We start from the raw sequence: 22,455 nt of genomic DNA, 5'->3' as shown, positions 1-22,455 counted from the left end.
CGCCGTCGTTAGTTGGCGTTGGCGCGCTGGCGGATGGCCCAGCTGAAAGCCGTTTCCTGCGGTTCCTTGTACTCGAGGCCGATGTAGCCGTCGTAGCCGAGTTCGCGGCTGCGGGCGATCCATTCGCCGAGGGGGAGCGTGCCGGTTCCGGGAGCTCCGCGGCCGGGGTTGTCGGCGATCTGGATGTGGCCGAAGTCCTTGGCGTGGTTCTCGATGACGGATTCGACGTCGTCGCCGTTGACTGCCAGGTGGTAGAAGTCGGCGAGGAGCTTGATGTTCTGTGCGCCGGATTCTGCCTTGACGCGGGCGATGACCTTGAGTGCGTCTTCGGCGGTGAGGAGCGGGTACTTGGGTGCGCCGCTGACCGGTTCGAGGAGGACAGTTCCGCCAATACGTGCGACGCCGGCAGCTGCTGCGGCGAGGTTCTTGGCGGCGAGTTCGTCCTGCTCTTCAGGGGTGAACTCGTCCTGGCGGTTGCCGTAGAGGGCGTTGAAGGCCTTGCAGCCGAGGCGCTCACCGATGCCGGCCACGACGTCGATGTTGTCCTTGAACTCGGAGCAACGTCCCTTCCAGGACACCAGGCCGCGGTCGCCGCCGGGCATGTTGCCGGCGTTGAAGTTCAGGCCCGTGAGCTGAACGCCGGCGTCCTTGATGGCGGTTTCAAACTCGGTTGTCTCTTTGTCGGTGGGAACCGAAGTGGCGAAGGGCCACCAGAACTCGACGGCGTCAAAACCGGCTGCCTTCGCGGCGGCGGGGCGCTCGAGCAAGGGCAGCTCCGTCAGGAGGATGGAGCAGTTCACTGTGTACGTCATCGTAGGTCCTTCCGAGGAGGGGCTTTGATCTATCTTCCTGCTGCTTGGCTGTTGCCTTGGTGCTTGGCTTCAGTTTCCGCTTTGTGGAATTTAGATTCTGCTTTATGAAAAGTTTAGGGAAGGTGGGGGTGGGAGTCAAGGGGAGCTTGCCCGCGGGGCAACAACTCGCGTCCGTCTAGTGCTACGGGGGTCAAGCGGCCTGACACTCCGCCTCATCGAAAGCCCGGGGAGTGCTCTGCCGGAACTGTTAGTTAGGGGATGTTCTTGCCCTGGGGACAAGCATTCCACTGCGATTTACATCGAACTTGTCCAGATAGTTTCTAGGCTTGGAGGTCGTTCGACATAAAGACTGAACTGGGTCCGTCAACGACAACGGCCCTAAGTATGTACCGATGTAACGGGAGTCGTCTCGGTGCGAAATCGTAATGACAGCCGGGCGTGGCAGGATATTGGAATGGCAGGCGTAGACACGGTAAGGGGAATCGCGTTCCAGCAGGCTCAAGCGGTTCTGGCGGCTATTGACATACTGGACAGCGACGACTTGGGAGCTTTGCGAGTTGAAGGCGCTGATGACGTCGTGGATATCGAGTTGTTCGCGAGGGACGGGGGACTGCGACACGGGAAGCAGGTAAAAACCCGTCAAGTTGAGTACACTTGGGGCCAATCCGAGCTTCTTGGGGTAATGCGTCGTTGGGCGGACCTGCCGGATGCTGCTGATGCGTCTTTCGAGTTCCTCACTGACGGCAGGTTGGGGCCCACGGGGAAGTCCGTACAGGACGCATTGGAAGAGGCGTCCGCCGGGCGCCGGAAAGCATTAGCCTCACTCCTCGGCGTCGACCCAGATAGCTCGACTTGTGAGACACTTTCGAATGCACGGATAAGGGTGGATCCAACTAGCGCTGGCGCCGTTCTGCTTAGGGCAAGGCAGCAAGTAGCAGCTATGCTCCCTGACATTCGGACCGCTGAAGACGCTTACGATCGATCAGAGGCGGCCGTGGGCAGGCTCTTTGAATTGCTATTTACGCGGGCAAGCGAAGCCGCCGCCAACGCTCGCATAGTGAGTCGGGGCGAGATTGCGAAGACACTTGGGGTTCCTGAGGACCAGCCGGCCTCCAAGCGGTGGCTTGGAGGGATTCGAAGTTCATACTTGTCGGGTGCTCTGAGCTCGGACCTCAGAGGTGTTATTGAACCTCTGGTTCAGACTGATCAGAGGTTGCGATCTCCCCAGGGGGCTGCCAAAGGTGAAGAACCCTCTACAGTCTTGTCCATGCTAAGCGGCCAAGGCCCCGTCATTCTTGTCGGTAGGACCGGCACTGGGAAATCTACGGCCGCTCGCGTACTCCGTCGACGAGGGGCTGAATCGGGAAAAATAGTATTGGTGGCCCACGCGGAGACCTATGTACCAGGCCGTATTGAAGCCCTTGCCGCGGATTCCATCGCCAGCGTGGTAAATGAGGAGATTCCTTTCTCAACAGGCCGTCAGGCATTGTTTGACAATGACGTAGCTATTATCATCGACGGAGTTTCAGAAATACCCGCGGACGCCCGAGCGGCTCTCCAGGCTGATATCCGAACGCTTGTTGCTTCACGCCAAGGGGCGCGTGTTTTCCTTTTTGGACGGGATATTGCTGCCCTACGAGAAGTGCTGCCGGCTAGTTCGGTGCCGGACGCGTATCTGACTGTTGACTTAGGGCGGGAACAAAGGCTCGAGTTGGGGGTATCGATCCTTCAGTCGCTGGCCGGAACCGACAAGCTTTCTAGCGATAAATTAGATCATGCGAGAAGCCTAGTTGCTCATGTAGACAAGGCTCTAGGAGATGCGCGGGGCAATCCGATGCTTTTCAGTATGGGGCTCGATCTGATGGCCGAGGGCGAATCATTTGGCAGTCGATCCATGCTTTACGACAAGTTTATCGAACGCCTCGGAGCACGTTCTGGGGCCACACACCTATCATACGTTATTGCTTGCTTGGGAAAGGTTTTCACCGACCTCTTAGACCAGGGACGGCGTTACGCGGACCCATTCGAGTGGGATAGACTGCTGGCCGAGAGCGTAGTGCAACTCGAGCTATCGGTACGAATCAACGACGAGACTATAAACACTGCGGCTCGACGCAGCGGGTTGGTGGTTCCGATCGGGTACACCCAAACTGTAGCTCCCTTGCACGACTCATTTGCAGATTTCCTTTCCGGTAAAGCGTGTGCCTCAAACTTGGCTCAACTGCCAGCAAGACTAATTGCATCAGATGACCAGCGCATCCTCTTTACCGCAGAGATGGGGGGAGTTAGTACCGAACTCGCAACCTTAGTGATCAGGGATCGTCCGTTCTTAACGGTTCGTTTGGCAGAATTTGATAAGGGCGACCTAGATGAGGATGCTCCATCCCAGATTGCAGATTATTTACGAATGCTGACGGGCATGATGGATTTAGGAGTCATGCTCCACCGGGGAACTGGTGGACGCGTCGTCGCATTCCGCACGGACAAAGGTGCATCGCGGTGGATCTCGGCGGACGAATTTGATGGCCTCTTGGACGGCAATGCCGCCGCTGTGGTGGTGGGGGGAGCCTTGGCCATTGTCTCTCGCCTCTGGCGGAGCTGGATCCGCGAGAAGCTTTCGTCCAGTGGCCTTGGATCGCCCCATCCACGGGACGCCAACGAAGCGGTCTTGTTTCTGGAGTCGCACGCCAAGGAGGTGGCAAAGAATCTGCGTTCTAACATTGCGGCTATTGCACCCCCTGGGCATGAGCGCGACCTGATAGCGGCCGTCGGGCCCATGGGTTTGCATGCTGTAGTGGATGATCGGCATGACGGGGACTGGTCTGTGTCTTACCGCCCAGCTGAAGAAGTCACTGTAACTCGATATTCATCCGAGGGGGAAAACGCCGTTGTCGATGCCTATAAGGGCAGAAGCAGCATCCGCCACCTGCTGTCGGTAGCTCCAGAGAGCGAAGCATCCAAGAAGATCCTCAAAGCTCTTGACGACCTTACACGTCCGTGGTGGGCAAGCGTAAGGTAGTTGTCATTGCAACTTAACCACCTGAAAGGTGTCATGGCTTATACAGAGCTTTGGAAGGCTATCAATGATCTAGCCATTCTTTGGGCCGAAATGCCTGTTTTCAAGCGGTTTGCGTCAGAATTGCCTCGCAATGCGGTGGAGCGGTCAAGCGGACTACCCGGAACCCTACAGCATTACGATGCTGCTGGCGCACGTATAGGTAATCGTCCCCTTAGGTGTTCCTCCGTTATTCCCCTATTTCACCAACACGTGCCGGGGATCACCGAGTATTCTAGTGCTACTATGCAAGGCTGGCTCGCAGACGCTGCTCGAATAGAAAAGGCGCACCGGCAATCTATCGCCTGGATTCGTTCGCGGCTACCTCGTTACCCGAGCTTGCTTGTACCCCAGCTTGTCCAAGATAGCCCTCTTACTACTCCGGAATTCACTTGGCGATTTGTCTGGAGTAGAGCTGATTTTTCTAGCGGCATGCAGTTTAGATCTCACCCCGATGATGTCGGCGCTCTTCTGAATGCAAATCAAGAGCAGGTACTCCTTTTGAACAAGGCTAGCCTGAATGTTTGTTCCGCATTTGAAAATACTGATGAATGGAAAAGCTTCGAACGCATCTCGAATGAACTAAGTGCCGATGCTATAGAACAATTGAGTTCCGCAAGGCAATCTTTGCGAAAGAAGCTGAAGCCTGAGGTTATAGGGAACTTTGAACCCGATCTTGTTGTTCCCAGAAATGAATACAGAGAAAATGTGATGGCAGAGGCAGTGGAGTCACTGTCAGGTGTGGCGCGTCTGTATGCTGATGCCTTTTCGTCGATTGATACCTTGATCGCAAGGGCCGGAAGTGACGTGTTTGGACAACTCGCTGCTTATGGCAATCCCAAGCGACTGCGGAATATACGAGACATCGATTTCGAACCGGGAGAATCTCGGAGTGTACACTTCACTGTCGAAGATGAAATCCTTCCAGAGACTGGGTTACTCGTTTGGACCGATGACACCCTGCTGCAGGACGCGCTGTTGATAGAGGGAATGAACGTGAGCTTTGAAGAGGACGCAGGAGTGGAACTGCGCATGACCGGCGTGATCCTAGCAGGATCCCGAGCGGCGTGGTCCGGCTTGCGATGAATTTATGGCTTGGACCCCAGCCCGGTCATCGCCGATGATAGCTTCCGGAGGGATGCGCGATTATTGCTAGCTTGTGCTTATCATTTCGACTTAGAGTTCACGGCCGTGAAATCCCTCATCCTCTTGAAGTGGTTAATGAGTTCAGAGCCGCGCCGAGTCCGGTCGGAAGTGTCCCTAGTTCATTCCTGCGAGGTCGACGAGATTCCTAAATGGCGTAATGCGATGACAGACGTGGCGAAGATCAGGCAAGCTGGAGTTAGCGCGAGTTCATTCAGGTTTCGCTTGTCCGCAGATGAGCCTCAACTTGATCGCGCGTAGTCAAAAGGAAATCCCGTCGTTGACTAGTCTGGATCCACCTGTGAACGGTGCTGATACTCCTAGCCAGTGGTGATTATTTGACCCGCAGATCCGTCCATGCAGCTTTGCCAATTGACGTATTTCATCAATGAAATGAATCAAGAATCACGGTTCGTTATGGCAGTGCACTCACGAGTTGTGACAGATAGGGAGTTTTTCGATGCCGTCTTGGCGGTGTTTGAACGGGCGTCGAAGTCGCTAGAGTTGGGCATGGCACAGGCGTGGCGGCAAGGATCATCGGCACTGCTCGCGGAAGGACAATCGAATGGCTCGAGCGACAGTTCAGGATGTCGCCAGGACTGCGGGTGTTTCCGTGGGGACGGTTTCGCGCGTCCTTAATGGGAGCTCCTCGGTAAGCGCCGCCGCCAAGGAGAAGGTCAATGCCGCAATCCGGGAGCTCAGCTATCGTCCTCTCGCCTCAGCAAGGGATCTCAGAAGAGACCGGACCATGCGCGTTCTTGCGCTGGCCAAGAATCTGGACTCCCTCGTGATCAGTGAAGTCTTCCGAGGTGTCGGCGACGCTGCGGCTGATTCGGGCTACGTCAGCCTTATCGCAGCGACCGACGGAGACCTCGACCGCGAACAACAACTCGTCGACATGCTGCGTAACGGCTCCGTAGACGGACTGGTGATCTTCTCGCCCACGATGCCGGACGACGACGTCAACACAGTCGCCGAGCAACTGAGCGTCATCCAGGTCTGTGAAATTGTCGATGCCGAGGCGGCATTCGGAGTGTCCATTGACGACCGTCAAGCCGCCTACGACATCACCAAGCACTTGATCGACACGGGCGCCAAGAAGCTGGCCATGCTCGCCCACAGGGGTGCCCGCTCTGGTCGGCTGCGGGAAGAAGGCTTCCGCCAAGCCCTCACGGAAGCGGGCCTGGAACCAGACCAGATCCTGCTCGGAGAGGGCAACTTCGGCTTCCACTCCGGTCGCACCCTGGCTAAGAAGCTCCTCAAAGCCAAAGACCTTCCGGACGCTGTCTTCTGCGGCACCGACATCGTCGCGGCCGGGTGCGTCAGGGAACTCACGGATGCCGGCCTCCGCGTACCAGATGACATCGCCGTAGCCGGCTTCGATGACTCAGCCCAGGCAGAAATGTGCGTCCCGGAGCTGACCACCGTAAGGCAACCAGCCTACGAAATGGGCCGCGTAGCCTTCGCTGAACTCCTGGAGCGGATGACCGTCGAAGGCTCACATCGTAAGGGAAGAACTTTCCTTGCGCACGAACTCGTCATCAGGGACTCCACCAAATAAAGAGGGTTGACAGCCCTCAGTGGCCCCTGTCACACTACTTTGGAATCGATTCCACGGCCGCAAGGCCGTTTTTCAAGCAGCATTTGGAATCGATTCCACGGATGCCAAGAACCATCGGCAAAGAAGCCACCCCTCAGGACGCGGGACAGCCCAAACGCGCACTGAACGCCACCCACCCACAGCCACCAAAGGAGCCACTTGTGGACTTGAACCGACCTGCCTCTCCGCTCCAGAACAAAGCCGCAAAACGCAAAGCCCTCGCGGCGACCGCAATAGCCGCTGCCCTCCTCCTCAGCGCGTGCGGCGGGGGAGCAGCGCCCCAAGGTGCCGAGCAAGCGGCGGCTGCCGATCCGGCGTCGGGCGCTAATGCCAGTGGTGCCGTGAACATCTGCGGCGTCAAGGACGCGAGCGGTATCTATAAGGGCACGGCGGAGGCGTTCACCAAGGCGAACGGCAAGGTCACGGCCAAGTACACCGAGATCGGCGCCACCACGGACGAAGCCCGGACGCAGATCGTGCAGCGGCTCGAAGGCAAGTCCACGGAGTGCGACCTCTTCGTCACTGACGTCATCTGGACCTCCGAGTTCGCCTCCCAAGGCTGGCTGCTGGACCAGACCAAACTGGTGGAGGCCAACAAGGACCGGCTCATTCCCTCCACTGTGGAAACCACCAAGTACCAGGACAAGTACTGGGGCTCGCCGTTCTTCACCAACGCCGGGTTGATCTATTACCAGAAGGACAAGGTAGCCAAGCCCGAATCCTGGCAGCAGCTCTACGCAGAAGCGGCTAAGGCTCCCGGCAACGGATACGTCTACCAAGGCAAGCAGTACGAAGGCCTCACGGTGAACTTCCTCGAAATGCTCTACAGCGCAGGCGGCGAAGTCCTCAACGACCAGGGCGACGTCAAAATCGACTCCCAGGAAACCCGCGACGTCCTGAACTTCATGAGCGACGGCCTCAAGAACGGCTCAGCCGACCGCGCCGTCCTCACCTACAACGAAGACCCCGCCCGCCTCGCCTACGAGTCCGGCGACTTCGGATACCAGCGCAACTGGCCGCACGTTTACCGCCTGCTCAACGCGACACCGCTGGCATCCAGCTTCGCGGTCGCGCCGCTGCCCGCGTGGGAAGGCGGCAAGGCCTCCGGCGTGCTCGGCGGCTGGAACCTCGCCATCTCGGCGCACTCCACCAACCAGGCCGGAGCTGTTGCGTTCATCGACTTCGCCACCACACCGGACTGGCAGAAGCACGTGGCCATGGACTACTCGCAGGCCCCGGTCAACGAGGCCGCCTATTCTGACGCGGCTGTGCTAGAAAAGATGCCGTTCGCCACTGAACTCCTCGCCTCGGTGAAGGGTGCCAAGCCGCGCCCGATCTCCCCGGTCTACCCGCAGATCTCGCAGGCGATCTACAAGAACGTCTACGCCGTCCTCTCCGGCACCGCCTCCACCGAGGACGCCGTGAAGAAGATGGCTGACGAAATCTCCACCGCCAAGGCGAGCTTCTAGCCATGGCCACCAGAACAGTCTCGCCAAGCCGCGGCCCAGCGAAGACAAGCGGCCGCGACCGCGCCGAACGCAAGCTCGCGTTCCGCATGACCGCCCCATCGCTGGTCATCATGGCGCTGGTTGCGGCGGTCCCCATCGGCTACGCGATCTGGCTCTCGCTGAACCAGTACAGCGTCCGCACCGCAGGCCTCTCCCGTTTTGTCGGCCTGGAAAACTACATCAACGCCCTCGCAAGCCGGGAGTGGTGGGCGGCGTTCGGCCAGACGTTCCTGTTCGCAGGCCTCTCGGTGAGCCTGGAACTCGTCCTCGGCACGGCCATGGCGCTCCTGCTCAACCTCGCATTCAAGGGCCGGGCCGTCCTGCGCACCGTGGTACTGCTGCCGTACGCGATCATCACCGTGGTCAGCGCCATCACCTGGCAAACCATGTTTCAGCCCAACATGGGCCTGGTCACCAACGTCCTCTCAACGCTGGGGCTGCCGGGCGGCGACGTCGTCTGGCTCGGCGAGCACGGCTACGCAATGGCCGTGATCGTCATGGCCGACGTCTGGAAGACCACGCCGTTCGCGGCGCTCATCATTCTGGCCGGCCTGCAGGTCATCTCCGCCGAAACGTACGAGGCCGCGGAACTCGACGGCGCCAGCAAATGGCAGACCTTCGTGAACATTACCCTGCCGCTCCTGCGCCCGGCGATCGTCCTTGCCGCGATCTTCCGCACCATGGACGCCCTCCGAGTCTTTGACCTGCCGTTCGTCCTCACCCGCGGAGCCAACGGCACCGAATCCATGTCCATGCTCGCCTACACCCAGCTGCGCGAAAACCGGCTGGTGGGCGAAGGTTCGGCGCTGTCCATCCTGACCTTCCTCACCGTCATGGTGGTCTCCGTTATCTACGTCCGCTTCGCCGGCGGCAACATCCGCGACGTCGCGAAGGAGGAACAATGAGCACGCTGATCGCAGAACGCCCGACGCCGGAACTCGCCACGCGCGCCAAGGCGCCGAAACGTCGTCGTCTGCGTGGGGAGGCGAAGCTGCACCCCATGGTGTGGGTGTTCGTGGTGGCGGTCATGGCCTTCTCGCTCATCCCGTTCTACTGGCTGGTCAACACCTCCCTTAAGAAGGGCGCGAGCCTGTCCCAAGGTGAGCTCTTCCCGAGCCAGCCGACCCTGGAGAACTATCTGGTGGTCTTCCAGAACCCCGAGTTCCTCCTGGCCTTGCGCAACTCGGTGATCATCGCTGTCGTGACTACAACCGTGGCCCTGGTCTTCGCGTCCTTTGCCGCCTATGCGCTGGCCCGGTTGAAGATGCGCCGCAAGGCGATGATCCTGACGCTGATCCTCTCGGTCACCACGTTCCCGGCCATCGCCATCGCGGCCCCGATGTTCTCCATCTGGCGCGAGATCGGGCTGTACGACACGTTGCTTGGCCTCATCATTCCGAAGCTGACGTTCGCGTTGCCGCTGGCGATCTATACGCTGACGTCCTTCTTCAAGGAGATACCGCGTGAACTGGAGGAGTCCGCGTACATGGATGGCGCCACGCCGTTCACCGCGTTCCGCAAGGTCATCCTGCCGCTGGCGGTCCCCGGCCTGGCGACGACGGCGATCCTGGTGTTCATCTCGGTCTGGAACGAATTCCTCCTGGCCGTCACGCTGACCACCTCGCCCGAAGCCCGGCCCGTGCCTGTCGCGATCGCGTTTTTCAGCGGCACCAGCGAGTTCGACCAACCCCTCGGCACCATCAGCGCCGCATCGGTGATCATCACCGTCCCGCTCGTGATCCTCGTGCTGCTGTGCCAGAAGCGCATCGTTTCCGGCATGACGGCCGGCGCGGTCAAGGGCTGACCCCGTCACAAATCCAAGATCCACCCACTGACTCCCAGAAACCCGGAAAGAACAGGAACAACGTGAGCATTCAGCAGCAGGCCCCGTCCACAACCCTCAAGGTGGGAGTTGTGGGCATCGGTTGGGCCGGCCAGCAGCACCTCAAGGCGTACAGCAACATCGACGGCGTCGAGATCGTCGCCGTCGCGGGCATGGAAGCCGACCTCCTTGCCCAGCTGAAGGAGGAGTACAGCATTCCCCACGCGTTCGCCCGCTGGGAGGACATGATCGAACTCGAAGGCCTCGACGCCGTCAGCGTCGCCGTGCCGACGTTCCTGCACGCACCCATCGCCATTGCCTCGCTCGAGCGGGGACTGCATGTGCTGAGCGAAAAGCCGTTGGCGCGTAACGCCGTCGAGGGTCAACAAATGGTGGACGCCGCCCGCAAGGCCGGACGCGTCCTGGACGTCGCGTTCAACCACCGCCGCCGCGGCGACATCCAGGCGCTCAAGGAAGTAATCGACGCCGGCACGCTGGGTCGCACGTACTACGCAAAGGCATCCTGGCTCCGCAGGCAGGGCATTCCGATGCTGGGCAGCTGGTTCACCAACCCGGAACTCGCCGGCGGCGGACCGCTCGCTGACATCGGCGTGCACGTCCTGGACTACTCGCTGCATCTCCTCGGCGAGCCCAAGGTTCTGGCCGTTTCCGCCTCGACCCATTCCGAACTCGGCCCGCGCGGCCTCGGCGGCAACGCCCGGTACACGGCGTCGAACTCCAGCCACAAGTTTGAAGTGGAAGACTTCGCCTCCGCATTCATCCGGCTGGAAGGCGGCGGAACCCTGATCCTGGAAGCCGGTTGGGCCACGTACCGCGACGAGCGGGACCTTATGGACTTCACTGTTTACGGGACCGACGGCGGCGCGGACTTGCGCTCGGTCGGCGCCTCCGAGAACCCGGTAGCGGACGTTCACGTCTTCACCGAGAAGGACGGCGAAAACGCGGACTTCGAAGTGGTGGCCGAACCCGGGCGAGCCCACCAGGCCGTCGTCGACGACTTCATCGCCGCTGTGCGCGGCGGCGAAACGGTGTGGGGAAGCCACGACGGGTCCCTTGCCCTCAGCCGGGCCCTGGTGCTCGACGCCTGCTACAAATCCGCCCTTGAACAACGTGAAGTGGTGCTCTGAAATGTCTGATGCGAAATTGAAGATTGTCGTCTGGAACGAAGCTGTCCACGAGGCCCGTAACGAGCCCGCAACCATCGGCGAGATGTACCCCGAAGGGATCCACGGCGCCATCGCCGCCGGGCTGCGCGGCTTCTACCCGGACTCCGAAATCACGACGGCGACACTCGCCGATCCCGAGCACGGGCTCTCCGAGGAAGTGCTGGAGCAGACCGACGTGCTGCTGTGGTGGGGGCACATTGCGCATGGGGAAGTCGCTGATGAGGTGGTGGAGCGCGTGCAGCGCCACGTGCTCGGCGGCATGGGCCTTGTGGTGCTCCATTCGGGGCACTTCGCCAAGATCTTCACCCGCTTGCTGGGAACCACCTGCTCGCTGAAGTGGCGTAACGAGGGCGAACGCGAGCTGGTGTGGACGGTCAAGCCGTCGCACCCGATCGCAGCGGGTATTGAGAGCCCGATCGTCATTCCGCAGCAGGAGATGTACGGCGAGCTGTTCGACATTCCGGAGCCCGACGACCTGATCTTCATCAGCTCGTTCACCGGGGGAGAGGTGTTCCGTTCCGGTGTGACGTTCTCCCGGGGCAAGGGCCGGATCTTCTACTTCAGCCCCGGCGACCAGGAATACCCGGTGTACCACCAGCCACAGATCCAGAAGGTCATCGCCAACGGTGTCGGCTGGGTGGCCCAGCCGGGTGTCTTCCGGGAGTCACCCGAGGTTTCCAACCCTTCACGGGGCTGGTTCGAGGCCTAAAGACGATGAACACTCCTCTTCCTAGCGGCCGTCCGTTGGGCGTGGCCGCCATCGGTTACGCCTTCATGGGGAAGGCCCACTCGAACGCGTGGCGGAACGCGGCCAGCTTCTTTGACGTCCCGGCCTTCGAGCAGAAAGTGCTGGTTGGCCGGGACACCTTGGCGGTGGCCGAGGCCCTGCCAAGTACGGTTGGGCCGAGTCAGCCACGGACTGGCGTTCCGTGATTGCGCGTGACGACATCGACATTGTGGATATCTGCGCGCCCGGCTGGATGCACGCGGAGATCGCTCTGGAAGCTCTGGCCGCCGGGAAGCATGTGCTCGTGGAGAAACCGCTGGCCAACACTCTGGAAGAGGCCGAGTTGATGGCTACCGCCGCAGCTTCGGCGCGGGGCCGGGGTGTGCAATCGATGATCGGCTTCAACTACCGCGGCGTTCCTGCACTTGCATTGGCCCGCGAACTGATTGCCGAAGGGCGTCTTGGAACCGTGCGGCACGTCCGTGCCGCCTACCTGCAGGACTGGCTCTCCGACGTCGAAACCCCCATGAGCTGGCGGCTCCGCAAGGAGACGGCCGGCTCCGGAGCGCTGGGCGATATCGCCTCCCACGCCATCGATCAGGTCCAGCACCTCACCGGGCAGACCGTCACTGAGGTGACAGGCACGCTGCGGACCTTTGTGACTGAACGCCCCGGTGTCGCTGGGCGGGAGAAAGTGACAGTCGACGACGCCGCGTGGGCCACTTTGGGCCTGACCGGCGGCGTGAGTGCCTCCGTAGAAGCGTCACGAGTGGCTACGGGACAGAAGAACTCTTTGAAGATAGAGATCTACGGGTCTTTGGGTTCGTTGACGTTCGATCTGGAGAACCTGAACGAGCTCGGTTTCCTGGACGCTACGGTTCCCGTGCGGGAGCAGGGCTTCCGGCGGATCCTGGTGAACGAGCCCGAGCATCCGTACCTCGAGGCGTGGTGGCCGCAAGGGCACATCATCGGCTGGGAGCACACGTTCACGCACCAGGTGCGCGACTTCCTGCTTGCCGTTCGCGACGGAAGCCAGCCGTCGCCGTCGTTCGATGACGGGCTGCAGATCCAGCGGGTGCTGGCCGCCGTCGAGGAGTCGGCACGGAACAGGAGTGCGGTGAAGGAGGTTCGGGAGCGGGTTGGCGTCAGGGCGTGAATCTGCGGCGAAGTATTTTCCTTCTCACGAACTCAGGGTTCGCGACCGGCGGCCCATTTCATTCAGCTGGCTTTTCTGGCAAAAAACCCTGTGCAAGGGCAGTGTCAATAGCCTTAGGCGACGGCAGCGAAGCTTGTTCCTGGGCAGGCAGGGCGTCGTAGGTGTAGGAGCTCACTGCAATGGGCTGCGACGATCCGTCAAGGGCATAGCGAACCGTCCGTTCGTGCTTTGAGCCGCAAACGAGGATTCCCACGGTCGGTTCCATGCCCGGGAACCGCACCATGTCATTTATGGCGGCGACATAAAAATTCAATTGACCGAGGTGTTCCGGCCGGAATTTGCCTGATTTCAGTTCAACGACGACGAAACGGTTTGTCGGCACGTGAACCAACAGAAGGTCGATGTAGAAGTCTTCTCCGTCAACGTCCAAGTGGTACTGGCGACCGTAAAACGCAAAGCCGCGGCCAAATTCGGCCAGTGTCTGCGACATCCGAAGAGTCATTGCTTCTTCTATCGCAATCTCTTCTGCCTCCTTTGTCAGCCCAAGAAAGTCCAGGACCAACGGGTCCTTGGCTAGGTCGGCAGCAAGGTTTGCGCCCTCGCCGGGGAGACGATGTTCGAGATTGTTCGGTGCTTTCCCCGTGCGATCACGAAGACGGGTCAGGACTTGATGTTGAAGTACCGGAAGCGTCCAGCCATGCAGCGCCGCCTGAGCCGCGTACCAGTCCCGCTGCACGGGATCCCTTAGCTTGAGTAATTCGATGATGTGGCCCCACGGCAATTGTGCAAAGCTGCTTTGCACTCCCGAGTCCGGCCAATCCCAAGCTGCGGCAAAGGCCCTCATATAGAAGAGGTTGCGTCGGGAGAAGCCCCGCATGCTGGGGAATTCACTCCGCAGGTCGTTTGCAAGGCGGTCAAGCACTTTAGTTCCCCACGGTTGGGTAGTTTGTCGATCGAGGATTGTGCGCCCAATACCCCAGTACAACTTCAGCATCGCCACGTTAACCACGCGTTGGACGCGGCTCTGTGCCGTTCGCACTTGATCCTTCACAGAGGCAAGAACCTCGGCGTATGGACCTGGTAGCTCGGGGTGAATCGACTTCATGGTGGAAACCGTAGCCTGCCCCTCCGACAATCAAAGCTCATGCCCAGCAGTGAGTAGTTCCGGCTGCGGCGCCGAGTGAACACGCTCGGTCGCAATTGTGCAAAGCGGCTTTGCACAATTGCGACCAGACGAACGGACCACATGGCCCATGTTCTTGGACGACTCACCCGAGCCCGCCTGCCTCCAACAGCAGCCACGCCGGCGAATCACCAGCTCACGGCTGCCATGGGAACCCAGACATCGAGTTTAGGTATGACAAGCTCGCGCCGCTCCGGGGGGACAACGCGTGGTCCGGCGTCGCTCTTCAATCCCGGGCACGCGGCGGCCCTGCTGGTTATCTAGGGGTATGGGACAACGCTTTGTGCGCTACCAGTCGACTGCCACTGATGCCAAGGGGCGGTATCTCGGTATCTTCGCCTTGGCGAACCGATTGGCGAAGGAGGGAAGCCTCAGCGCCGAAGATTGGGGCAGCTGGCGAAGGGCAAACGATTTTTACGACGCGGCTTACGTCACGCCTGAGGCATCGTTCTATGCAAGGCCGGGTGCGCAAGCGTGGTTCAAAGTGTCGGCCACTCACCTGTTGGAGAAAACGGATTTCTACATCGATCTTCTGCGCCGACATGATGTTCCCTGCAGGGCTGTCTACTCAAGCGATCCGGGCAACGTCCTCTATGAGGACGATGTTCAGGTTGTCGTCATTCCGTACGAAAGGGAGCTCTAATCAATCTAATGAATCCATTGATGGGTCAGGTCTGCTTTCGGCTCGCGATCACGTCAGAAAGCTGCTGCACGTCGGCGGGGTTCGCGTCCGTGGCAAGTGCAACGTAGTGGTCCATGACGGCTGGCCGGTAGCGAACTGGCAACGTCTGTCCCGGAGCAAGCCGGGTGAGGGCGGTAATCGTCAGACTTTCGTCTGCGATACCGCGGAACGAGATGCCGTCGGCGGTCTCCACGTCGAGCATCAGGACAACGCGCGGGTTGCTGTTGACCTCGCGCCAGTCAACGAGAACACCAAGCGCCAGCGTCCCGTTGCGCAGTTCCGCATTGCGCCTCCGCGCTTCACCGCTGAGGAGCGGGTTCGGGGCGACGCCCGGGAAATTGGGGCCGACGCCGAGGGACTCCCGACTCAGGTCCGGCCTGAGATGCTCCACCAGACCGTTGAGCTTCTTCTTCGAACCGAACATTCTGACCTCTTCCCCCATCAGCGGTGCCGAATTTTCGGCGCTTTGCTTCGCCCTCACGGCGATTCTATGCCACGAGCATTTGCGGTCGGAGTTGCTACAGGGGCCGGAATGGTTTCCGTGAGCCTGTGAACACACCTCCCGAACCTGCTTCGAATGTTTTGCTTCGAATCGTTGCCGTGATGAGATTGCCTGAACTGATGGGGGTCCCAATGCACTGGTACGAAAAGCACAGCAGTTTGTGTCCAAGCCGAGGCAACCTAGGTTGGTTGAAGGCACGGAGCGAAGGAGATCTGCCGTACTTCACGGGCATGGATGCTGCTGGCTGGGAGGACTCCACCTGGATCCTCAACGCGTTCTACGAACTCCCGTCCAACCGAACGCTTCCGACTCATGATGAGTTGCGTAAAGCCAGCATAGTGGCGGGTGATGAGGAACCCCTGATGGTTGGCGAGGTCAACCTTGACGAAATGACGATTGCTACGGGGAGCCAACTTGGATACGCGAAAAGGCCGCCGGCAGATTGGCAGCGGCGGACGTGGGCTGAAATGCTACTCCGGTTCCCGCATCCCCACCCAGCTGGAGGTCCCCCACCGTGTTACCGATGGTTTCCCGCAACAGACTTCCCGGCAAATATCCAGTTGCCCACCGAAGGTTCCATGTCTGAGGAAGACTTCTCCGAGCTTATCGATGTCCTTTCGAGGTATTCGCCCACCGCCGATTGCTCTGTTTATTTCGCAAACGTATTCAGCACCTATCCGGACCCATGCGAAGCACCCGTGTATGACACGAACTTGACGAAGCTCCCCTCCCTTATTCGAGAGATCAGCGAAGATCGCCAAGTCTTCACACCCGCGAACATCTGGTCATCCGATAGATCCTGGCTTGTTTACACCGATTACGATCTTTGGGCGACCAAAGTCAGCAGCAGCTCAGAACTCATCAACGAACTTCGCGCCAACCCGCTTCTTGAAACCCTCGACTGGGCGCCGGGTGGCTCGTCGAGTCTCAGCCCCGGTAAAAGCTAGCCATGGCCTCCTTCGCGGGACCTGCCATTGTGGACGGACGTAGTCCATCGACCGGAAGTCGCGCAGTTGTGGCATCCCAGATGGCACCCCAAAACGTATCGTCGTCAAGGTCGACGCCGGACGGACGCCGGATGAACCAGTAGAATCCGCGGGGTCTTGGCGGGATTCCCGCGTCGGCCAGATAGGCATCGACGTCATCGTCGATGGATGACAGATCCGCTTCTGTCAGCGGGAATTGCTGTCTCTGTTCTTCGCCCCCAGGCAGGCGACGGGCAATGGAACCATTACGGCCACCGGATGCTGCGAGTACCCTCGCAACGTTGCCCGGACCGGCGGCCCAGGTGACTAAGGCGCCCCATCCATTCTCCGTAGCCAGTATCCAATCCTGTGGAGGCTCCTGCAGGTCAGTGCACTCCCACGGGTCGTGAGTCATGTTCACCATCTTTCATCCTTGATCGAAGCAAGCAAGTCCCTGGGTCGATACAGAATGGGTTTTCGAGCGGCTGCCGTACACCTGTCATCCGTCGGTGCTGGGCAACAAATCTGGCACACCATCCAACGTCCAGGAAAATTGCCGATGGTCTGCTTAGCATTGGGTCTAACGACTTCTTGGGGGAGCAATGAACTTGAGTCCGGCTTTTGGAATTATCGGAATTCTTTACGCCGTCATCGTGATCGTGGTGGCCGTCCTGGCGGTGTATGCCTTGGTCTTGACCATTATCTTCTTACGACTGCGCATCGCTGAGTTGAAGAGGGCTGCGCGCACTGGGGACGGCTGAGACATTCCTTCAGCCACCGGTCGAGTCTGGCTGCGTTACTGGGCCATCTGCTGCAGAGCAACAGGGATATACGTGACCACGTTGAGCAGGGCCCAGGTGGCAAGTCCATAGCCGACTACGAGGGCCAGAATCGCCAGTGTGCGACCCCTCTCGTTCTTTCGACGGATCTGATTCAACGAGACGTGTCCGGCCCCGACGGCGAATGTTGCGAGAATGCCTAAGCCAAAGAACCAAATCCCGGAAAAGGCAAAAGCGCCCAAGAGAATTGCCAGGATAGCCAGTTTGTTAACCCGCGTGCTGGTCAGCGGTGCCGATGTAGATGACAAACTCACAGTTTCCCCATTTCGTAAGTGTCAATTCAGTCTAGCCTCGAAGCGGATGCTTACGGGGGCGGGTTCTCGGAGAAGGTAAACGATCAGAGTGACCCCAGCCGCAGCAAGTTCACCCGTGGCCGCCTGCCTCCAAACCCGGCACCACAGCAGCAACTATTGCGTCGTTCTCCGCTGACCGTCGGCTCTTCAACCACAACGCCGACGTCCGCCACGCCGATCCTTTCCGTTGCCTCGGTCCAGGAGCGATGAAGGGCTGCCGTTTGTGGGCCACGTAGGTCGCAACCATGCCAACGGCAGCGGCCAAGGCCAGCCAGGCCATCAATGGATTACTGAAGAACGCGATAACGGAAGTAACGAGTAGCGCCGCGGCCGCCGTAAGGGTCAATAACTTCATCTGGCCAGGATGCATCAATCAACAGCACTCACGAGTAGCACGACAGGAAATGAGTGGTCTTTTGGGGTTCTCTAGGTGCTCGCCAGGTCAAAAATGAGTGTCGGTCAGAGCCGTCGAGGTGGTGGAGCGGTCACCAGCCTGCCGACAAGGGCGCCCCATGATGGTGCGCAACGGGTAGCTGTATCACCACCTAGACGACTGCGGATCACCACCTAGATGACCACATATCACCACCTAATTTGATAGATTTCGCTACCTAATTTTGAATTTCGATCCTGTGCAAGCATTTTCGTTCAGTTAGATGCCGATAGGTGCGGTGTTCACCGCAACCAAATTTGGATGCAAAAGTATCCAATTACATCGGAGGAAATTTGAAGAAGAATCTCTTGATGTCCACAAGGGTGGTCTTGGCCACGACACTGAGCGCTTGTCTCTTGGCAGCCGGTCTGGGGCCTGCTGTGGCCGATGACCACCGGGGTGGTTCACGCGCGATCGAACACACACGGTCGAATCCGTTGAGGGGCGATGCCAAATCGCCCATCGCGACCGTACCGGTTGCGGGCACTGAAATAGTTACAACCGACGAACAATCGCAAGACAGCATCTCGGTATCGCTTCCCGGGACTCCTGCGCTTCCCGACGACGTGGATCTAAGCGGAGTACCGGCTGGGCTCTTTCATGGCGAGGATGCTCCGCTGGTGAGCACAGCGCTGCCCGGGGCATCGGTCACCGCCTACGCAACTGAGTACGGAAGTCAGTCCATCATCAGCATCGAGGGTGAAGCGGCGCCCCACGAGTATCGATTCGATTTGGATCTTCCTTCAGGGGCGTCAGCAGAAGTGAACGCTGACGGTTCTGTTCGGATCGTCGACGCCACCGGCAAACCGCTGGGTCTGGTTCAGGTTCCGTGGGCATACGATGCCAACGGGGCGAAGGTGCCCACATCGTTCTCCCTGGTAGGTTCGCAGCTCGTCCAAACAATTGCCCATGATGCCTCTACGGCTTACCCGGTAAAGGCGGATCCAAGTATCCAGTGGATTCCGTGGCCGGTGCTCGCCGTCTGGGGCGCGGAGATAAAGGCCTTCAGCTCCATTTCAGTCGCACTTGGGGCTGGTGGGGCATGGGCTGGATGTACCTTCACGCGGCTTTCCGGAGCGCTGTCTAAGATTGTTAGCCAGATCTGTACCGTTGTCGGTATTGCCGGCGTCAAGGGCGTAGTGGATGCTGTCGCTTCCGTTTGGGGGCCTTCGTACATCAATAGCAACACCTGTTACGGCGTTCCCTTGTACAACCCTCGGGGTGGCCTTGCGACTATGCCAGCGCGGGACTGCTGGTAGCAGAGGCGCTGCTGACCAGGGAGAAACCATGAAATGGTACAGGTACGTTCATCCAGCAATTTTCGTTGCTTCATTCGTGCCGCTCGTGTTCTCTATGGTTCCGTTTTGGCACGGCGTCGCAATACCGCTCATTGCTCTCATCCCCTTTGCGGCCAACGAAATCTGGCTTTCCCGAAAAGTCAGGAAGCCGTCTGGCGGTAAGACCCCGTAGGCATCCTGGCGGTGAGCCCTCGGCGCACGGACATTTGACCGGCGCCGAGGGTTTGCACGTCTGAAGGGCTTGGGCCACCTAGACGAGGCTCGTTACACCACCTAGACGAACCCAAACAGCCCCTAATTTCGTCCGATTCACCACCTAGTTTTGCCGTTCCGCCCTGTGGCGCCCCCGGCCGCACGTAGTGTCGATTCCAAGAACGAACACGCCGAAACTGGGGGAAGGTCACAGATGACAACCACACCGGAACGGGCCATTGATCCTGTCCTGCAGGCCTTGGAAGGCGGAAGCCGTCCTAGAGACCAGCAGGAGATCCATGGATGCCGCCTTTATGACCACATCCTCTCCAAGGACCTGACGGAGATTCCCGAGATCATGGCCGCGGTTGGTGAAACCCATGGGCCGATCCTTGAAGTGGCCCCAGGTTCAGGCCGCCTCACTTGGCATCTCCGTTCCTTGAGGCGGGAGGTGGCTTTGGGAGAGGTGGGTACAGCTTGCGCCGCTTTGGTGGAAACGTATGGCTGCGTCGTCCTTGGGGCCAGTTATGCCACACTCCTTGAGCCGCGCCGCAGGCGGATGCTGTTCCGCGAGGTGAGTCGGGGCTTGGCTCCGGGCGGACGCTTCCTGATGACCGTGGTCAATGCTGATCACCGCGCCGAGGAGGAAACCATCAACGGCGGCACCACAATTTCCCAACTGGGGGAGGACGCATTCCTGATCACTGTTGAAAGCCGGGATGCCCTTAACGGCGCACGTCACCTGAACATGAGCTACGTCAGCTTCAACGAGTGTGGAACCTACCGGTCGTCTGAGTACACGAGTGATATCGCTTTAGTGAGCACCGAACTCCTCGAAGAAGAGCTCAATGCGGAGGGTCTCAGCGTTCTGGAGCGCCGGCCCATCGCGGTTGTCCCCGAAAGTGCCGACATTCAAGAGCTCTACCTTTGGGTGTGCGCCCGGAATCAACAGGGCCAGACAGATGTAAAGGATCGTCCATGAGCAACAAATCGATGAGCTGGCTAATCCTGGCCATGGTCCTGGGATTCTATTCCCTGTACATCTTCATTTCCGGTGCCAGCGACTCCGTTTGGTCGCTCACCACCGGAGTCGTTTGCGCCCTCGCTGCCTGCACAGCCTACTGGCGTTCCCGGCTGGAACGCAGAGCGGACCGCGGCTGATAATGCCGCGGTCCGCTCTGACGGTAGAAAGCTACTTGGGCTTAGGACCCTTTCCGGGGCCTTGACCGTGGTCGGAGACCACCATCGCAGAGCCACCTCCTCGACGAGTCGGCTCGGATACCGCGGTGAGCTTGCCGCCGTCGCCGAACTCAATGGCGGTCGCCGCGCCTATCTCAGCAGCTGACGTGAACGCATCACCGGCCGGCATCAAAACGTGCCCCTTCGCCTTCAGCGCCGGCCCATAAGCGTCAATGAACGCTGGTTCGGAGCTGACGGTGGTTCCGTTCCTGGGCGCTGCCCGTGGAGCCGCGAGGGCCTCGGAGATGCTCATGCCCAGGTCAACCCGGTTGATGATCGTCTGGAGCACAGTCGTGATGATGGTGGAGCCACCAGGTGAGCCGAGGGCCAGGAACGGGGCGCCGTCCTTCACGATGATCGTGGGAGACATGGAGGAACGCGGCCGTTTCCCCGGCTGGATACGGTTGGGGTCGGCGGCGTCGTAAACCGTGCTGAAGTCAGTCAGCTCGTTGTTCAGCAGGAATCCGCGGCCAGGAACAACGATCCCGGACCCGCCCGTCTGCTCAATCGTGAGCGTGTACTCCACCACGTTTCCCCACTTATCCGCAACGGTCAGGTTGGTGGTGGAGATGTTCTCGGTGTCGGATTCTTTGGCGAGCGTTGCCGCCGAAGTCGGGCACGCGCCGTCGTAATTGGTGACGTCACCCGGGGCTACCGGCTTCTTGGCCGCCGCTGCCGGATCGATCAGGCAAGAGCGTTCCTTTCCGAAAGCAGGGTCCAGGAGGGCCTGGGTCGGAACCTTCACGAACGCAGGATCGCCGACGTATTTGCCGCGATCTGCGAACGCAAGCGAACTTGCCTCGAAGTAGTGGTGCAGCGCGTCCGTTGCTTTCATTTCGGAGAGGTTGAACGGCGCCAGGATATTCAGCGCCTCCCCGACAGTGGTGCCGCCGCTGCTCGAGGGGGCCATGCCGTAGACGTCATAACCGCGGTAGGTCATGTGGGTGGGATCCTGATCCACCACCTTGTAGTCGGCCAAGTCCTTGGCTGTCATGAAACCAACAGGAACGGGCAGCGTCGGTTTGGCGACCTTGGGCGGCGCCTGGACGGTAGCGGCGATCTCCGTAGCCAGCTTGCCGCTATAGAAGGCGTCCGTGCCTTCCTTGGCAAGCAGCCGATAGGTCGCCGCGAGGTCGTGGTTCTGGAAGACGCTTCCGACGGCGGGAGCCTCGCCACCGGGGAGGAACAGGTCCTTGGTCGAGGTGAAGTTGCTGAACCGTGCCTGGTTGTCCTTGGTTTGCTGGCGGAACGTTTCGTCCACCACGAAGCCCCGGGTTGCCACCTTGATGGCTGGCTTCAGCGCGTCACCCAGGTCCATGCTGCCCCACCGTTCCAGGGCGCGTTCCCACGTGGCCGGAGTACCGGGGACACCGACGGAGACGCCGCTTGTCACCAGCTGCGGGGTGAAGGGGTAGGGCTTCCCTGTGGCGGGGTCAATGAATGCATTGTTCGGCATCGCCGCCGGAGCAGTTTCGCGGCCGTCAATCGTGCCGACTTTTCCGGTCTTGGCGTCGTAGAACACGAAGTATCCGCCGCCTCCTATGCCGGCACTGTACGGTTCGGTGACTCCCAAGGTCGCGGCAGCGGCGACGGCGGCATCGGCCGCGTTGCCGCCCTTTTTCAGGACCTCAATCGCTGCTGCCGAGGCTTCCGGATCCACGGTGCTGACAGCTCCGCCATATCCGGTGGCCGTAGCTGTTTTCTCGGTTTCACGAGGATCGGCGGAAGCCGGGCTTGCTATCCCCACGCTCGTTGCGCCGAGTGCGAAGGCTGCTGCGACAGCGGCCAGCTGACGTCTCACATGTGTCATGGTTTCTCC

21 protein-coding genes and 1 pseudogene are annotated in these 22,455 nt (G+C 59.9%); 15 read left to right on the top strand and 7 right to left on the bottom strand.

Translation table 11 applies throughout. From position 1 onward, the window contains the following. Positions 1-8: 8 nt before the first annotated feature. Positions 9-812 (bottom strand): hydroxypyruvate isomerase family protein, encoded by an 804-nt coding sequence (locus JMY29_RS16805; RefSeq protein WP_189076681.1) that lies wholly within the window; start codon positions 810-812, stop codon positions 9-11. Between the two features lie 1,378 nt (positions 813-2,190). Between JMY29_RS16805 and JMY29_RS16800 the strand changes: the two genes are divergently transcribed. From JMY29_RS16800 to JMY29_RS16760, 9 genes and pseudogenes are all read left to right on the top strand, one after another. Then, complete coding sequence (locus tag JMY29_RS16800; protein WP_189076680.1) at positions 2,191-3,831, top strand: NACHT domain-containing protein; 1,641 nt, start codon at positions 2,191-2,193, stop codon at positions 3,829-3,831. A gap of 33 nt (positions 3,832-3,864) precedes the next feature. Then, complete coding sequence (locus tag JMY29_RS16795) at positions 3,865-4,953, top strand: hypothetical protein (RefSeq protein ID WP_189076679.1); 1,089 nt, start codon at positions 3,865-3,867, stop codon at positions 4,951-4,953. A gap of 622 nt (positions 4,954-5,575) precedes the next feature. Then, positions 5,576-6,571: a LacI family DNA-binding transcriptional regulator gene (locus JMY29_RS16790; protein WP_189076678.1), complete on the top strand. Its 996-nt coding sequence runs from the start codon at positions 5,576-5,578 to the stop codon at positions 6,569-6,571. 200 nt (positions 6,572-6,771) lie between these two features. Next, positions 6,772-8,079: an ABC transporter substrate-binding protein gene (locus tag JMY29_RS16785; RefSeq protein WP_189076677.1), complete on the top strand. Its 1,308-nt coding sequence runs from the start codon at positions 6,772-6,774 to the stop codon at positions 8,077-8,079. 2 nt (positions 8,080-8,081) lie between these two features. Next, a complete protein-coding gene (locus JMY29_RS16780) occupies positions 8,082-9,023 on the top strand; it encodes a carbohydrate ABC transporter permease (protein ID WP_189076676.1) in 942 nt (313 codons plus the stop codon). Continuing rightward, positions 9,020-9,922, top strand: a complete 903-nt coding sequence (locus JMY29_RS16775) for a carbohydrate ABC transporter permease (protein ID WP_189076675.1) — start codon at positions 9,020-9,022, stop codon at positions 9,920-9,922. The genes JMY29_RS16780 and JMY29_RS16775 overlap by 4 nt, the downstream gene beginning before the upstream one ends. A 62-nt stretch (positions 9,923-9,984) precedes the next feature. Further along, entirely contained in the window at positions 9,985-11,088 is a 1,104-nt protein-coding gene (locus JMY29_RS16770; RefSeq protein ID WP_189076674.1) for a Gfo/Idh/MocA family protein, read from the top strand. Between the two features lies 1 nt (position 11,089). Then, on the top strand, positions 11,090-11,836 hold the full coding sequence (locus JMY29_RS16765) for a ThuA domain-containing protein (protein WP_079582114.1): 747 nt from the start codon (positions 11,090-11,092) through the stop codon (positions 11,834-11,836). A gap of 5 nt (positions 11,837-11,841) precedes the next feature. Then, positions 11,842-13,010, top strand: a pseudogene (locus JMY29_RS16760) (Gfo/Idh/MocA family protein). Positions 13,011-13,068: 58 nt separating this feature from the next. On the opposite strand, the gene JMY29_RS16755 reads toward JMY29_RS16760, so the two are convergent. Next, entirely contained in the window at positions 13,069-14,115 is a 1,047-nt protein-coding gene (locus tag JMY29_RS16755) for a PDDEXK nuclease domain-containing protein (RefSeq protein WP_189076673.1), read from the bottom strand. Positions 14,116-14,461: 346 nt separating this feature from the next. Between JMY29_RS16755 and JMY29_RS16750 the strand changes: the two genes are divergently transcribed. After that, positions 14,462-14,836: a hypothetical protein gene (locus JMY29_RS16750; RefSeq protein WP_018778758.1), complete on the top strand. Its 375-nt coding sequence runs from the start codon at positions 14,462-14,464 to the stop codon at positions 14,834-14,836. A gap of 25 nt (positions 14,837-14,861) precedes the next feature. Here JMY29_RS16750 and JMY29_RS16745 read toward each other — a convergent pair whose 3' ends face one another. After that, positions 14,862-15,356: a hypothetical protein gene (locus tag JMY29_RS16745; protein ID WP_229778695.1), complete on the bottom strand. Its 495-nt coding sequence runs from the start codon at positions 15,354-15,356 to the stop codon at positions 14,862-14,864. A 152-nt stretch (positions 15,357-15,508) separates the two neighbouring features. On the opposite strand from JMY29_RS16745, the gene JMY29_RS16740 reads away from it, so the two are divergent. Next, positions 15,509-16,324 (top strand): hypothetical protein, encoded by an 816-nt coding sequence (locus JMY29_RS16740; protein ID WP_189076672.1) that lies wholly within the window; start codon positions 15,509-15,511, stop codon positions 16,322-16,324. Here the strand turns inward: JMY29_RS16740 and JMY29_RS16735 are convergent. Continuing rightward, positions 16,305-16,766: a DUF5956 family protein gene (locus tag JMY29_RS16735; RefSeq protein WP_039242947.1), complete on the bottom strand. Its 462-nt coding sequence runs from the start codon at positions 16,764-16,766 to the stop codon at positions 16,305-16,307. The genes JMY29_RS16740 and JMY29_RS16735 overlap by 20 nt on opposite strands. Before the next feature lie 178 nt (positions 16,767-16,944). Between JMY29_RS16735 and JMY29_RS16730 the strand changes: the two genes are divergently transcribed. After that, complete coding sequence (locus JMY29_RS16730; RefSeq protein WP_189076671.1) at positions 16,945-17,103, top strand: hypothetical protein; 159 nt, start codon at positions 16,945-16,947, stop codon at positions 17,101-17,103. Positions 17,104-17,138: 35 nt separating this feature from the next. Here JMY29_RS16730 and JMY29_RS16725 read toward each other — a convergent pair whose 3' ends face one another. Continuing rightward, positions 17,139-17,429 carry a DUF4190 domain-containing protein gene (locus JMY29_RS16725; protein ID WP_181423339.1) on the bottom strand — a complete coding sequence of 97 codons (291 nt, stop codon included), beginning with the start codon at positions 17,427-17,429 and terminating at the stop codon, positions 17,139-17,141. Between the two features lie 115 nt (positions 17,430-17,544). Next, positions 17,545-17,829: a hypothetical protein gene (locus JMY29_RS16720; RefSeq protein ID WP_039242945.1), complete on the bottom strand. Its 285-nt coding sequence runs from the start codon at positions 17,827-17,829 to the stop codon at positions 17,545-17,547. 698 nt (positions 17,830-18,527) lie between these two features. Here JMY29_RS16720 and JMY29_RS16715 point away from each other — a divergent pair. The 3 genes from JMY29_RS16715 to JMY29_RS16705 all read left to right on the top strand — a co-directional run bounded on the left by JMY29_RS16715 (position 18,528) and on the right by JMY29_RS16705 (position 20,558). Further along, positions 18,528-19,166: a hypothetical protein gene (locus tag JMY29_RS16715; RefSeq protein WP_189076670.1), complete on the top strand. Its 639-nt coding sequence runs from the start codon at positions 18,528-18,530 to the stop codon at positions 19,164-19,166. 445 nt (positions 19,167-19,611) lie between these two features. Then, the gene (locus JMY29_RS16710) at positions 19,612-20,379 is read left to right on the top strand and encodes a class I SAM-dependent methyltransferase (protein ID WP_189076669.1); all 768 of its coding nucleotides are present in this window, start codon (positions 19,612-19,614) and stop codon (positions 20,377-20,379) included. After that, entirely contained in the window at positions 20,376-20,558 is a 183-nt protein-coding gene (locus JMY29_RS16705; protein WP_018778767.1) for a hypothetical protein, read from the top strand. Before JMY29_RS16710 ends, JMY29_RS16705 begins: the two co-directional genes overlap by 4 nt. Positions 20,559-20,589: 31 nt before the next feature. Here the strand turns inward: JMY29_RS16705 and ggt are convergent, their stop codons facing one another. Further along, the gene (gene ggt, locus JMY29_RS16700; RefSeq protein WP_189076668.1) at positions 20,590-22,446 is read right to left on the bottom strand and encodes a gamma-glutamyltransferase; all 1,857 of its coding nucleotides are present in this window, start codon (positions 22,444-22,446) and stop codon (positions 20,590-20,592) included. Between the last annotated feature and the right edge of the window lie 9 nt (positions 22,447-22,455).

Origin of the sequence: Paenarthrobacter nicotinovorans, assembly GCF_021919345.1 — a bacterium.
Lineage (GTDB): Bacteria > Actinomycetota > Actinomycetes > Actinomycetales > Micrococcaceae > Arthrobacter > Arthrobacter nicotinovorans.
Note: the sequence above shows the minus strand (reverse complement) of the source record. Positions and strands in the feature narration are given on the sequence as shown.